This window comes from Pseudomonas sp. TE21435 (assembly GCF_056279265.1).
The window spans coordinates 4,224,194-4,236,899 of sequence record NZ_JBWBQZ010000001.1 but is presented as its reverse complement, the minus strand read 5'-3'; the positions used below and the strand labels follow the sequence as shown (position 1 = coordinate 4,236,899).

Genomic DNA, 12,706 nt, shown 5'->3' with positions numbered 1-12,706 from the left:
GCTGCATTGATTCCCGGGGGCCGTTCCACTATAAAATGGCCAAAACGCAACAGACATTGGCATTTAGGCAAGCAGAGCGTGCACCGATGCAATATCAGATCAACCATGCGGACCTTTCCCTGGTCCTGGCACTGGAGCGCGGCCGCTCGCTGGCCAAGGCAGCCGAACTGCTCAAGGTCGACGTTTCGACGGTGTTCCGCTCGATCCGCCGGCTGGAGTCGGCGCTGGGCACCGCCTTGTTCGTCAAGAGCCGTAAAGGCTACCTGCCCACCGACACCGCCCAGGCCCTGGCCGAGCAGGCCGAGCGCGCCGAACAGGCACTGGATGCGGCGCGCATCGCCCTGACCAGCGGCGAACAGGTGGTCAGCGGCACCGTGCGCCTGACCTGCACCGAGGCCGTGCTGCACAGCCTGCTGCTGCCGGCGCTGGCCGAGTTCATGCCCAACTATCCGGCGTTGTCGCTGGAGATGGGCACCTCCAACACCTTCGCCAACCTCAGCCGTCGCGATGCCGACATCGCCCTGCGCCTGACCAACACGCCGCCGGAGCATCTTGTCGGGCGCTGCCTGGGCTCGACCTCCTACGTGGTCTGCGGCCAGCCGGCGCTGCGCGAGCGGCTGCAGGAGGCGCCCCTGAGTGTGCCCTGGATCGCCCCCGACGATTCCATGCAGGACCACGCCACCGTGGTCTGGCGCAACCAGCAGCATCCCGGCCTGATCCCGCGCTACCAGTGCAGCGGCATGTCGACCATCGCCCAACTGGTGACCACCGGCCTGGGCGTGGCGGCGCTGCCCGACTACATGGTCCACGACCTGCCCGGCGTCGAGGCGCTGAGCGGCCCGCTGCCCGGCTGCGACACCCAGTTGTGGCTGCTGACGCGGCCCGATTGCCGTGCCCTGCGTTCGGTGCAGACGCTGTTCGAGGAGCTGACCCCGCGCCTGCGCGACGCAATGTTGCGTTAACGCGCCAAGGACGGTTGTTTTCGGGCAACAAGAACCGTTATCGTCCGAATCAGGACACGGGCTGCTTCGCGGGCAAGTCCGCTTCCACAGGGCCCGCAAAGCGATTCCAACAGCATCGGAGGAAGGCCACCCGATAAAACAGTCCTTCCCTATTGGCTGGTGATTTTTTAAACTATCGAGTCCGCCTGCCCATTCTGGGCTGCACGCCTAACCGCATTTGCTACTGAGGAAGACCATGGCCCGCGTAACTGTTGAAGACTGCCTGGAACACGTGGATAACCGCTTTGAGCTGGTCATGCTCTCGACCAAGCGCGCCCGCCAGCTGGCTACCGGCGGCAAAGAGCCACGCGTTGCGTGGGAAAACGACAAGCCTACCGTCGTCGCCCTGCGTGAAATCGCCGAAGGCATTGTCACGCCAGAGTTCATCGCCGCCGAAGAGATCGTCACCGAGGATCCGGTATTCGCCGCGTTCGAGGACGAGAACAACGAGGCCGTCTGATTGATGCCCAGTCGACACCGTGCGGCGCAAGGCCCTCTTCTACTGCAAGAGGTGAAACCATGCCGGGTATAGAAGCCCTCGCCGAACGGCTGTCGACCTATCTGGGCCCCGAACAGGTCAACCTGGTTCGTCGGGCCTACTTCTACGCCGAACAGGCCCACGATGGCCAGCGCCGCCGCAGCGGCGAGCCCTACGTGACCCATCCGCTGGCGGTCGCCAGCATCCTCGCCGACATGCACATGGACCATCAGAGCCTGATGGCGGCCATGCTGCACGACGTGATCGAAGACACCGGCATCGCCAAGGAAGCCTTGAGCCAGCAATTCGGCGAGACCGTCGCCGAACTGGTCGACGGGGTCAGCAAGCTGACCCAGATGAACTTCGAGACCAAGGCCGAGGCGCAGGCCGAGAACTTCCAGAAGATGGCCATGGCCATGGCCCGCGATATCCGCGTGATCCTGGTCAAGCTGGCCGACCGCCTGCACAACATGCGCACCCTGGAAGTGCTCTCCGGCGAGAAACGCCGGCGCATCGCCAAGGAAACCCTCGAAATCTACGCCCCCATCGCCAACCGGCTGGGGATGCACACCGTGCGCGTGGAATTCGAGGACCTCGGCTTCAAGGCCATGCACCCGATGCGCTCGTCGCTGATCCACCGGGCGGTGAAGGCCGCGCGCGGCAACCGCAAGGAAATCGTCGCCAAGATCGAGACCTCGCTGGCCAACTGCCTGGCCGCCGACGGTATCGAAGGCGAGGTCAGTGGCCGGCAGAAACACCTCTATGGCATCTACAAGAAGATGCGCGGCAAGCGCCGCGCCTTCACCGAGATCATGGACGTGTACGCCTTCCGCATCATCGTCGACAAGGTCGACACCTGCTACCGCGTGCTCGGCGCCGTGCACAACCTGTACAAGCCACTGCCGGGTCGCTTCAAGGACTACATCGCGATCCCCAAGGCCAACGGCTACCAGTCGTTGCACACCACGCTGTTCGGCATGCACGGCGTGCCCATCGAAATCCAGATCCGCACCCGCGAAATGGAAGAGATGGCCAACAATGGCATCGCCGCGCATTGGCTGTACAAGTCCAACGAGGAAGAGCAGCCAAAAGGCAGCCATGCCCGCGCCCGCCAATGGGTCAAAGGCATCCTCGAGCTGCAGCAGCGCGCCGGCAACTCGCTGGAATTCATCGAGAGCGTGAAGATCGACCTGTTCCCGGACGAGGTCTACGTCTTCACCCCCAAAGGCCGGATCATGGAGCTGCCCAAAGGCTCCACCGCGGTCGACTTCGCCTACGCGGTGCACACCGACGTCGGCAACAGCTGCATCGCCTGCCGCATCAATCGCCGCCTGGCGCCGCTGTCCGAGCCGCTGCAGAGCGGCTCCACCGTCGAGATCGTCAGCGCACCGGGCGCCCGGCCGAATCCGGCCTGGCTCAACTTCGTGGTCACCGGCAAGGCGCGCACGCACATCCGCCACGCTCTCAAACAGCAGCGCCGCTCCGAGTCCATCAGCCTTGGCGAACGCCTGCTGAACAAGGTACTGACCGGCTTCGACAGCAGCCTGGAAAAGATTCCCCAGGAGCGTATCCAGTCGATCCTCACCGAGTATCGCCTGGAGCTGGTCGAGGACCTGCTCGAAGACATCGGCCTGGGCAACCGCATGGCCTACGTGGTCGCCCGACGCCTGTTGTCCGCCGAAGGCGAGCAGCTTCCGGCCCCGGAAGGCCCGCTGGCGATCCGCGGTACCGAGGGCCTGGTGCTCAGCTACGCCAAATGCTGCACGCCGATCCCGGGCGACCCGATCGTCGGCCACCTGTCGGCGGGCAAAGGCATGGTCGTGCACCTGGAAGACTGCCGTAACATCAGTGAAGTCCGCCATAACCCGGAGAAGTGCCTGCAGCTCTCCTGGGCCAAGGACATCACCGGCGAGTTCAACGTCGAGCTGCGCGTCGAGCTGGAACACCAGCGCGGCCTGATCGCCCTGCTGGCCAGCAGCGTCAATGCCGCCGACGGCAACATCGAGAAAATCAGCATGGACGAACGCGACGGCCGTATCAGCGTGGTCCAACTGGTGGTCAGCGTGCACGACCGCGTGCACCTGGCCCGTGTGATCAAGAAGCTGCGCACCTTGACCGGCGTGGTCCGCATCACCCGGATGCGTGCGTAGTCCGCCAACCGCAAGGAGTCATCATGAGCAAGACCGTCATCACCAGCGATAAAGCCCCTGCCGCCATCGGCACCTACTCGCAAGCGATCAAGGCTGGCAACACCGTGTACATGTCGGGTCAGATCCCGCTCGACCCGAAGACCATGGAGCTGGTCGAAGGCTTCGAAGCCCAGACCGTCCAGGTGTTCGAGAACCTGAAGTCGGTGGCTGAAGCTGCTGGCGGTTCGTTCAAGGACATCGTCAAGCTGAACATCTTCCTCACCGACCTGAGCCACTTCGCCAAGGTCAACGAGATCATGGGCCGTTACTTCGAACAGCCTTACCCGGCCCGCGCCGCCATCGGCGTGGCCGCGCTGCCGAAGGGTGCCCAGGTCGAGATGGACGCCATCCTGGTCCTCGAGTAATACCCCGGTGACGGGCCGAGGCCCGTCACCCCCTCCTGCCTCAAGGTTTTCACCATGCGCCACGCATTGCCTCTCACGCTGGCAGCCCTGCTCCTGGGCGGCTGCGCCAGCCACAAGCCTGAAGATTTCAACGGCACCTGGATCAACCAGGCCGCCATCGATGCCGCCAGCAAAGGCACCAGCCTGCGCCAGGCCCTGGATGCCAAGGGCCCGGTGTTCGAGTGGAAGATCGACGTCAAGAACCAGCAGGCCAGCTTCAGCAATGGATTCGAGGCCGCCGACGGGCGCCTGAGCGCCAACGAGAAGGACTGGCAGGTCACCTTCGAAGGCGACCTGACCGAACAGCTCAAGCTCGATGGCGACGAACTGGTGACTATCGACCCCTCCGGCCATGAGCAGACCTTCGTGCGCAGCAAGGCGCCAGAAGGCGCTGCACTGGGCGGCAGCTTCGAGAAGGCGCTGTACCAGCAATACCTGGGCGGCGACTGGAAGATCGTCGAGGGCCAGGGCAAGGGCGCGGTGGTGCGCTTCAGCGATACCGGCAACGTCACCGGCCTGCCCGGCCCGGACCGCTTTGCCCTGTGCCTGGCGGGTGACTGCGCGACCATGGGCGATGGCAACGACAGCCTGTGGCTGGAGCGCAACCAGCGTGGCGCCCCGTGGATCTTCAAGCGCGATGGCGACACCCTGGAGATCTTCCAGGCAGTCAACCGCGCCCAGCCGGATGAGATGCCGCAACTGACTGCCGGCGCCCGGCAGTGGGTGCTGGAAAAGGATTAGCCATCAGCGCGGCGACCCGACTGGCCCCGCGATGGGGCCGGCTCTCTCAACCACGCCCTTGGAGAATGGCCGCATAGCCTTCTTTATAGCTCGGATACTGCGGCACCCATCCTAGCGCCCGCACCCGCGCATTGCTGCAACGCTTGCTGCCGGTACGCCGCACCCGCTGCTGGTCCGACCACTCGGTGACCCCCAGGTACTCGCGCAGCCAGCCCACCACGTCAGCCAGCGCTGCCGGGTCGTCATCGACACCGATATAGCAGTCGTCCAGCACCACGCCCCGGGCATCGGCCTGCAGCAGGTGCGCCAGCAAACCAGCGGCATCCTCGGCGTGAATCCGGTTGCCGTACAATGGCGGCTCCTCGGCCACTCGGTAGCCTTGGCGTACCTGACTCAGCAACCACTCACGTCCCGGCCCATAGATGCCGGTCAGGCGCACGATGCTGGCGGGGATGCCACTGCCCAGCGCCAGGCGCTCCGCCGCGAGCATCACCTTGCCCGAATACCCCTCGGGCGCGGTGGCTGCGGTTTCGTCGATCCATTCGCCATCCTGTTGTGCATAGACACTGCTGCTGGAAACGAACAGCAGGCGACGCGGCCGCTGACCCTTGCTCTCAAGCCAGCCAAGCACATGGCGCAAACCGTCGACATAGGCGGCCTGGTAGCCCGCCTCGTCATGCTGGCTGGCCGCCACGCAGTACACCAGGTAGTCCGGCGCGCGCGCGGGCCACGCTTCTGGCAGGCGCGGGTTCGCCAGATCGGCGGCAACGGGCCGCACCCCTTCGGGCAGGTCCCGCACCGACCGGCGCAGGCCATCGACCTGCCACCCATGGGCGAGCAACTGGCGGGCCAGACGGCCTCCCACATCGCCGCAGCCGACGATCAACGCACTCAGGTCCGACATCATGAAACTCCAAATCCAAAGGTTCACGCTAACCGGATTTAGCGATCAGCGGCTAGACAAAGGTTAAAAAAAGCGCTCTCCATTCTTTTGTTAACAAGAATTACTTGCAATAATGGCGGCCCTGTCTGTTCTCGGCCTGCTTCGAGGCCTTGAAGAACTCAACCCATTTCTCTTCATCAGGTCCGGCCAGCATGACACGTACTCAACCTTCCGCTTCGCCAACCCCGTCGCGCGCCTGGCGCGCCATTGCCGCGCTGATGTTCAGCCTGGTACTGGCCCCTGTGGCCATGGCCGATGAGCCCACCGCCGCCACCGCCGCCGCACCGGCAGCCGCCAGCGCCCCGGCCGCGCCTGCCGCCGAAGGCCAGGCACCGGTAGCCGCACCAACCGACGCGCCTGCCGACGCCAACGCCCCAGTGGATGGCCAGGCACCGGCCGACGAGAACGTGCAGGCGATGGTCGAAGACACCTCGCTGGGCATGGCCCACGACCTGTCCCCTTGGGGCATGTACAAGAACGCCGACGTGGTGGTGAAGGCCGTGATGATCGGCCTGGCCATCGCCTCGATCATCACCTGGACCATCTGGATCGCCAAAGGCTTCGAGCTGATGGGCGCCAAGCGCCGCCTGCGTGGCGAGATCGCCGCCCTGAAACGCTCGGTGAGCCTGAAAGAGGCCAGCGAGGTGTCGAACAAGGAAGGCACCCTGGCCCACACCCTGGTGCATGACGCCCTCGAAGAGATGCGCCTGTCGGCCAACGCTCGCGAGAAAGAAGGCATCAAGGAGCGCGTCAGCTTCCGCCTCGAGCGTCTGGTGGCCGCCAGCGGTCGCACCATGAGCAGCGGTACCGGCGTGCTGGCCACCATCGGCTCCACTGCCCCGTTCGTCGGTCTGTTCGGTACCGTGTGGGGCATCATGAACAGCTTCATCGGCATCGCCAAGACCCAGACCACCAACCTCGCCGTGGTCGCCCCAGGCATCGCCGAAGCCCTGCTGGCCACCGCCCTGGGCCTGGTTGCCGCGATCCCGGCCGTGGTCATCTACAACGTCTTCGCCCGCTCCATCGCCGGCTACAAGGCACAGGTGTCCGACGCCTCCGCCCAGGTCCTGCTGCTGGTCAGCCGTGATCTGGACCACCAGGGTGGCGAACGCGCCGCCCCGCACATGGTGAAAGTGGGGTAAACCATGGGCCTGCATCTCAACGAAGGTGGCGACGACCTCGCCGAGAACCACGAAATCAACGTCACGCCGTTCATCGACGTGATGCTGGTGCTGCTGATCATCTTCATGGTCGCGGCGCCCTTGGCCACGGTCGACATCAAGGTCGACCTGCCCGCCTCGACCGCCAAGCCCGCGCCGCGGCCCGAGAAGCCGGTGTTCGTCAGCGTCAAGGCCGACAAGAAGCTCTACCTGGGCGACGACGAGGTGGCCCAGCGCGACCAGCTTGGCGCGATGCTCGATGCCAAGACCAAGGGCGACAAGGAAACCACCATCTTCTTCCAGGCTGACAAGGGCGTCGATTACGGCGACCTGATGGAAGTGATGAACACCATGCGTGCCGCTGGCTACCTCAAGGTCGGCCTGGTCGGACTCGAGACGGCAGCCAAGAAATGACGAAAACGCGCTCAAACATGGCGCGCTACGGTGGCAGCCTGGCGATCGTGCTGGGAGTGCACGCGGTCGCCGTGCTGCTGACGCTCAACTGGTCGGTGCCCCAGGCCCTCGAGTTGCCGCCGGCAGCGATGATGGTCGAGCTGGCACCGCTGCCAGAGCCCGCGCCACCGCCACCGCCCAAGGCCGCCCCGAAACCGCCGACGCCGATCGAGGAGCCGCCGCTGCCCAAGCTGGCAGAGGCGCCGAAGCCGAAGATCGCCATCCCCAAGCCGCCCAAGCCCAAGGCCAAGCCACAGCCGCCCAAGCCCGAGAAGAAGCTTGAGCCGCCGAAAGACGAGCCACCGGCCAAGGACGACGTCGCGGACACGCCGCCGAGCAACACGCCACCGCAGAAGTCGGCGGCGCCGCAGCCAAGCATCGCGTCCAACAGTAATGCCCTGCCGAGCTGGCAGAGCGACCTGCTGCGCCACCTGGCCAAGTACAAGAAGTACCCCGAGGACGCTCGCCGCCGTGGATTGCAGGGCATCAACCGCCTGCGTTTCGTGGTCGACGCCGAAGGCAAGGTGGTGTCGTACACGCTGGCCGGTGGTTCGGGCAGCGCGGCGCTGGACCGGGCCACGCTGGAGATGATCCGCCGTGCCGGCACGGTACCCAAGCCTCCGGCGGAGTTGCTGAACAATGGCACGATCGAAGTGGTTGCGCCGTTCGTGTACTCGCTGGACCGACGCTGACGTTTTTGTTTCTGTCACAAAACGGCAAGTCTGATAACGTGCGTCTATCGATTGCAGCCGCTATGCTGGGGCCGCAACTTCATGGACGCACGTTATGACCCTCACCGAACTTCGCTACATCGTTACCCTCGCGCAGGAGCAGCACTTCGGCCACGCGGCCGAGCGTTGCCACGTCAGCCAACCGACCCTGTCGGTGGGCGTGAAGAAGCTCGAGGACGAACTCGGCGTGCTGATCTTCGAGCGCAGCAAGAGCGCGGTGCGCCTCACGCCGGTCGGCGAGAGCATCGTCGCCCAGGCGCAGAAGGTACTGGAGCAGGCTCAAGGCATCCGCGAGCTCGCCCAGGCCGGCAAGAACCAGCTGACCGCCCCGCTCAAGGTCGGCGCCATCTACACCGTCGGCCCCTATCTCTTCCCGCACCTGATCCCGCAACTGCACCGCGTGGCGCCGCAGATGCCGTTGTACATCGAAGAGAACTTCACCCATGTGCTGCGCGAAAAGCTGCGCAACGGCGAACTGGACGCGGTGATCATCGCCCTGCCGTTCAACGAGGCCGACGTGCTGACCCTGCCGCTGTACGACGAACCGTTCTGTGCGCTGATGCCGGCCGACCATCCCTGGACCGCCAAGGACACCATCGACACCGCCATGCTCAACGACAAGAGCCTGCTGCTGCTGGGCGAGGGGCATTGTTTCCGCGACCAGGTGCTCGAAGCCTGCCCGACACTGAACAAGGGCGGCGAAGCCTCCAAGCACACCACGGTCGAGTCCAGCTCACTGGAAACCATCCGCCACATGGTCGCCTCCGGCCTGGGCGTCTCGATCCTGCCGCTGTCGGCCGTACACAGCCATCACTATGCACCGGGCGTCATCGAAGTTCGCCCGCTGACCGCGCCCGCACCGTTCCGCACCGTGGCCATCGCCTGGCGCGCCAGCTTCCCGCGGCCGAAGGCCATCGAGATCCTCGCCGACTCGATCCGCCTCTGCTCGGTGGCCAAGCCGCCCGTGGAACAACCGGCCTGAACCCATGACCGAGCTGTCGAACGTCCCGGTCACCACGCTCAAGGGTGTTGGTGAAGCCATGGCAGAGAAACTCGCCAAGGTCGGTCTGGAGAACCTGCAGGACCTGCTGTTCCACCTGCCGTTGCGCTATCAGGACCGAACCCGCGTAGTCCCCATCGGCCAACTGCGTCCCGGCCAGGACGCGGTGATCGAGGGCGTGGTCAGCGGGGCTGACGTGACCATGGGCAAGCGCCGCAGTCTGGTGGTGCGCCTGGGCGATGGCAGCGGCACGCTGAGCCTGCGCTTCTACCATTTCAGCAATGCGCAGAAGGAGGGCCTCAAGCGAGGCACCCACCTGCGTTGCTATGGCGAAGCACGTCCGGGCGCCTCGGGCCTGGAAATCTACCACCCCGAATACCGTGCGCTGAACGGCGAAGAAGCGCCACCGCCGGTCGAACAGACGCTGACGCCGATCTACCCGACCACCGAAGGCCTCACCCAACAACGCCTGCGTCTGCTCTGCCAGCAGAGCCTGGGCCTGCTCGGCCCGCGCAGCCTGCCCGACTGGCTGCCCGACCAACTGGCCCGCGACTACCAATTGGCGCCGTTGAGCGATGCCATTCGCTACCTGCACAACCCGCCTGCCGACGCCGACCTCGACGAACTTGCCGAGGGCCATCACTGGGCCCAGCACCGCCTGGCCTTCGAGGAGCTGCTGACCCATCAGCTCTCCCAGCAGCGCCTGCGTGAGAGCCAGCGCAGCCTGCGTGCGCCGGTATTGCCCAGGGCTACCCGCCTGCCAGCGCAATACCTGGCCAACCTGGGCTTCAACCCGACAGGTGCCCAGCAGCGCGTCGGCAACGAGATCGCCTACGACCTCAGCCAACCCGAACCGATGATGCGCCTGGTACAGGGTGACGTGGGCGCCGGCAAGACCGTGGTCGCCGCCCTCGCGGCTCTGCAGGCCCTGGAGGCTGGCTACCAGGTGGCGCTGATGGCCCCCACCGAGATCCTCGCCGAGCAGCATTTCATCACCTTCAAACGCTGGCTCGAGCCGCTGGGTATCGAAGTCGCCTGGCTGGCCGGCAAGCTCAAGGGCAAGGCCCGCGCCAACGCCCTGGAGCAGATCGCCAATGGCGCGCCCATGGTGGTCGGTACCCACGCGCTGTTCCAGGACGAGGTGCAGTTCAAGCACCTGGCCCTGGCGATCATCGACGAACAACACCGTTTCGGCGTGCAGCAGCGCCTGGCCCTGCGCAAGAAGGGCGTCATGGGCCAGCTGTGCCCGCACCAGCTGATCATGACCGCCACGCCGATCCCCCGCACCCTGGCCATGAGCGCCTACGCCGACCTGGACACCTCGGTCCTCGACGAGCTGCCCCCCGGGCGTACCCCGGTGAATACCGTGCTGGTCGCCGACAGCCGCCGTTTCGAAGTGGTCGAGCGAGTCCGCGCCGCTTGTGCCGAAGGGCGCCAGGCCTACTGGGTGTGCACCCTGATCGAGGAATCCGAGGAACTGACCTGCCAGGCTGCCGAAAGTACCTTCGAGGAGTTGGGCAGCGCCCTGGGCGAACTGCGCGTGGGCCTGATCCATGGGCGCATGAAGCCTGCGGAAAAAGCGGCGGTCATGGCCGAGTTCAAGGCCGGTGAGCTGCAACTGCTGGTCGCCACCACGGTGATCGAGGTCGGTGTCGACGTGCCCAATGCCAGCCTGATGATTATCGAGAACCCCGAGCGCCTGGGCCTGGCGCAGTTGCACCAGCTGCGCGGCCGGGTCGGCCGGGGCAGCGCGGCAAGCCACTGCGTGCTGCTCTATCACCCGCCACTTTCGCAGATCGGCCGCGAACGCCTGGGCATCATGCGCGAAACCAACGATGGTTTCGTCATTGCAGAGAAGGATCTGGAGCTGCGCGGCCCCGGTGAAATGCTCGGGACTCGCCAGACCGGCCTGCTACAGTTCAAGGTCGCCGACCTGATGCGCGACGCCGACCTGTTGCCGGCCGTACGCGACGCCGCCCAGGCCCTGCTGGCACGCTGGCCCGACCACGTCAGCCCGCTACTCGACCGCTGGTTGCGCCACGGCCAACAATATGGCCAGGTGTGACGCCCGTCCCATAATGGATCCAGCTTGGCGGTCAGGCTGGTTATACTTCGCGTTTACAGAAATGATTGGATACAGGCCATGACTGAAGTTGCCCTGGATACCGCAACCCTACACGCACCGTCTGTCATCCGGCAGTTGCTCGAAAAGCTCGACGTCAGCTTCCGCGAGGTGCCCGAGCACCCGGGGCTGCCGGCCAACTCGCGCGTACAGGCCGTACTGCTCGATGACGAGATCGGTGCCTTGATGGTGCTGTTCCCGCAAAGCCAGTTGCTGGACCTCAAGCGCCTCGAGGAGTTGACCGGGCGCAAGCTAAAGGCCGTGCCGCTGGAGCGCTTGAAGCAGATGCTCGACAAGCATCATCTCAAGGCCCTACCCGCCATTCCCGCATTGACCAGCTCGCCGTGCCAGTACGAAAAGAGTTTGCTCGACAACGAAACCCTGCTGATCCAGTCCGGTGAAGCCGGGCTGCTCCTGGAAATTGGCCGGACGGCTTTCAAGAAAATGCTGGTCAAGGCCAGCGCCAGCACCTTCGGCCAGCCGATCAGCGATATTCGCCTCAGTTTCGATCAGTTGGACGGCCCTCCCAGGGAAGTCATCCGCGCGGTCCAGGCTTTCACCGCCCGGCGCATCCAGCAACGCCTGGAGCAGACCATCGAAATTCCGCCGCTGGCCGACACCGCGCAGAAGATCATCAAGCTGCGCGTCGACCCCAATGCCAGCATCGACGACATCACCGGTGTAGTCGAAACCGACCCTGCCCTGGCCGCACAGGTCGTCAGCTGGGCGGCATCACCCTACTACGCATCCCCCGGCAAGATCCGTTCGGTGGAAGATGCCATCGTCCGGGTATTGGGCTTCGACCTGGTGATCAACCTGGCCTTGGGCCTGGCCCTGGGCAAGACCCTGAGCCTGCCCAAGGACCACCCGCAACAGGCCACGCCGTACTGGCAGCAGTCGATCTACACTGCGGCGGTGATCGAGGGCCTGACCCGCGCCATGCCGCGCGCAGAGCGCCCGGAAGCAGGCCTTACCTATCTCGCCGGGCTGCTGCACAACTTCGGCTACCTGCTGCTGGCCCACGTCTTCCCGCCACATTTCTCGCTGATCTGCCGCCATCTGGAGGTCAACCCGCACCTGTGCCACAGCTATGTAGAACACCACTTGCTGGGGATCAGCCGTGAACAGATCGGTGCCTGGCTGATGAAGCTGTGGGACATGCCTGACGAACTCTCCACAGCCTTGCGTTTCCAGCATGACCCGACCTATGACGGTGAGCACTCGGCCTTCCCGAACCTGGTGTGCCTGGCTATTCGCTTGCTGCGCTCGCGCGGGATTGGTTCGGGACCACAGGGCGAGATCCCGGATGCCCTGCTCGAGCGCCTGGGACTGACCCGGGACAAGGCGCAAGAGGTGGTGAACAAGGTGCTGGAGGCCGAGGCGTTGCTACGTGAGCTGGCCTCGCAGTTCCACGCGCCGCATTCGCATTAAGGCCGCCCCGTAGGAGCGGCTTCAGCCGCGATCACCCGCGAAGCGGGTGCCAG

At 65.1% G+C, this 12,706-nt stretch carries 12 protein-coding genes; 11 read left to right on the top strand and 1 reads right to left on the bottom strand.

The window, feature by feature from the left end:
- Positions 1 to 86 precede the first annotated feature (86 nt).
- The 5 genes from ACZ9C1_RS19225 (at position 87) to ACZ9C1_RS19205 (ending at position 4,813) form a co-directional block, all read left to right on the top strand.
- The gene (locus tag ACZ9C1_RS19225) at positions 87 to 962 is read left to right on the top strand and encodes a LysR family transcriptional regulator (protein WP_102684582.1); all 876 of its coding nucleotides are present in this window, start codon (positions 87 to 89) and stop codon (positions 960 to 962) included.
- A gap of 235 nt (positions 963 to 1,197) precedes the next feature.
- A complete protein-coding gene (rpoZ, locus tag ACZ9C1_RS19220) occupies positions 1,198 to 1,461 on the top strand; it encodes a DNA-directed RNA polymerase subunit omega (protein ID WP_008091595.1) in 264 nt (87 codons plus the stop codon).
- A 59-nt stretch (positions 1,462 to 1,520) separates the two neighbouring features.
- The gene (gene spoT, locus ACZ9C1_RS19215) at positions 1,521 to 3,629 is read left to right on the top strand and encodes a bifunctional GTP diphosphokinase/guanosine-3',5'-bis pyrophosphate 3'-pyrophosphohydrolase (protein WP_102684583.1); all 2,109 of its coding nucleotides are present in this window, start codon (positions 1,521 to 1,523) and stop codon (positions 3,627 to 3,629) included.
- A gap of 23 nt (positions 3,630 to 3,652) precedes the next feature.
- Positions 3,653 to 4,033, top strand: a complete 381-nt coding sequence (locus tag ACZ9C1_RS19210; RefSeq protein ID WP_028689951.1) for a RidA family protein — start codon at positions 3,653 to 3,655, stop codon at positions 4,031 to 4,033.
- Between the two features lie 54 nt (positions 4,034 to 4,087).
- A complete protein-coding gene (locus ACZ9C1_RS19205; protein WP_476254285.1) occupies positions 4,088 to 4,813 on the top strand; it encodes a hypothetical protein in 726 nt (241 codons plus the stop codon).
- 46 nt (positions 4,814 to 4,859) lie between these two features.
- Here ACZ9C1_RS19205 and ACZ9C1_RS19200 read toward each other — a convergent pair whose 3' ends face one another.
- Positions 4,860 to 5,717, bottom strand: a complete 858-nt coding sequence (locus ACZ9C1_RS19200) for an SDR family oxidoreductase (protein ID WP_476254284.1) — start codon at positions 5,715 to 5,717, stop codon at positions 4,860 to 4,862.
- 191 nt (positions 5,718 to 5,908) lie between these two features.
- On the opposite strand from ACZ9C1_RS19200, the gene exbB reads away from it, so the two are divergent.
- The 6 genes from exbB (at position 5,909) to ACZ9C1_RS19170 (ending at position 12,653) form a co-directional block, all read left to right on the top strand.
- Entirely contained in the window at positions 5,909 to 6,898 is a 990-nt protein-coding gene (gene exbB, locus ACZ9C1_RS19195) for a tonB-system energizer ExbB (RefSeq protein ID WP_476254283.1), read from the top strand.
- Between the two features lie 3 nt (positions 6,899 to 6,901).
- Positions 6,902 to 7,330 (top strand): TonB system transport protein ExbD, encoded by a 429-nt coding sequence (exbD, locus tag ACZ9C1_RS19190; RefSeq protein WP_023632733.1) that lies wholly within the window; start codon positions 6,902 to 6,904, stop codon positions 7,328 to 7,330.
- Complete coding sequence (locus ACZ9C1_RS19185; RefSeq protein WP_046857596.1) at positions 7,327 to 8,061, top strand: energy transducer TonB; 735 nt, start codon at positions 7,327 to 7,329, stop codon at positions 8,059 to 8,061. Before exbD ends, ACZ9C1_RS19185 begins: the two co-directional genes overlap by 4 nt.
- Before the next feature lie 94 nt (positions 8,062 to 8,155).
- Positions 8,156 to 9,082 (top strand): hydrogen peroxide-inducible genes activator, encoded by a 927-nt coding sequence (locus ACZ9C1_RS19180; RefSeq protein ID WP_102684588.1) that lies wholly within the window; start codon positions 8,156 to 8,158, stop codon positions 9,080 to 9,082.
- A gap of 4 nt (positions 9,083 to 9,086) precedes the next feature.
- Positions 9,087 to 11,165: an ATP-dependent DNA helicase RecG gene (gene recG, locus ACZ9C1_RS19175; protein WP_476254282.1), complete on the top strand. Its 2,079-nt coding sequence runs from the start codon at positions 9,087 to 9,089 to the stop codon at positions 11,163 to 11,165.
- 78 nt (positions 11,166 to 11,243) lie between these two features.
- Positions 11,244 to 12,653, top strand: a complete 1,410-nt coding sequence (locus ACZ9C1_RS19170) for an aminoacyl-tRNA deacylase and HDOD domain-containing protein (RefSeq protein ID WP_277502429.1) — start codon at positions 11,244 to 11,246, stop codon at positions 12,651 to 12,653.
- Positions 12,654 to 12,706 lie beyond the last annotated feature (53 nt).

Bases quoted from the DNA above. Each gene is read 5' to 3' on its own strand.
- recG (WP_476254282.1), top strand. From the start codon at position 9,087: ATGACCGAGCTGTCGAACGTCCCGGTCACCACGCTCAAGGGTGTTGGT.
- ACZ9C1_RS19200 (WP_476254284.1), bottom strand. From the start codon at position 5,717: ATGTCGGACCTGAGTGCGTTGATCGTCGGCTGCGGCGATGTGGGAGGC.
- ACZ9C1_RS19170 (WP_277502429.1), top strand. From the start codon at position 11,244: ATGACTGAAGTTGCCCTGGATACCGCAACCCTACACGCACCGTCTGTC.
- ACZ9C1_RS19205 (WP_476254285.1), top strand. From the start codon at position 4,088: ATGCGCCACGCATTGCCTCTCACGCTGGCAGCCCTGCTCCTGGGCGGC.
- ACZ9C1_RS19210 (WP_028689951.1), top strand. From the start codon at position 3,653: ATGAGCAAGACCGTCATCACCAGCGATAAAGCCCCTGCCGCCATCGGC.
- ACZ9C1_RS19185 (WP_046857596.1), top strand. From the start codon at position 7,327: ATGACGAAAACGCGCTCAAACATGGCGCGCTACGGTGGCAGCCTGGCG.
- exbB (WP_476254283.1), top strand. From the start codon at position 5,909: ATGACACGTACTCAACCTTCCGCTTCGCCAACCCCGTCGCGCGCCTGG.
- exbD (WP_023632733.1), top strand. From the start codon at position 6,902: ATGGGCCTGCATCTCAACGAAGGTGGCGACGACCTCGCCGAGAACCAC.
- ACZ9C1_RS19180 (WP_102684588.1), top strand. From the start codon at position 8,156: ATGACCCTCACCGAACTTCGCTACATCGTTACCCTCGCGCAGGAGCAG.
- rpoZ (WP_008091595.1), top strand. From the start codon at position 1,198: ATGGCCCGCGTAACTGTTGAAGACTGCCTGGAACACGTGGATAACCGC.
- spoT (WP_102684583.1), top strand. From the start codon at position 1,521: ATGCCGGGTATAGAAGCCCTCGCCGAACGGCTGTCGACCTATCTGGGC.
- ACZ9C1_RS19225 (WP_102684582.1), top strand. From the start codon at position 87: ATGCAATATCAGATCAACCATGCGGACCTTTCCCTGGTCCTGGCACTG.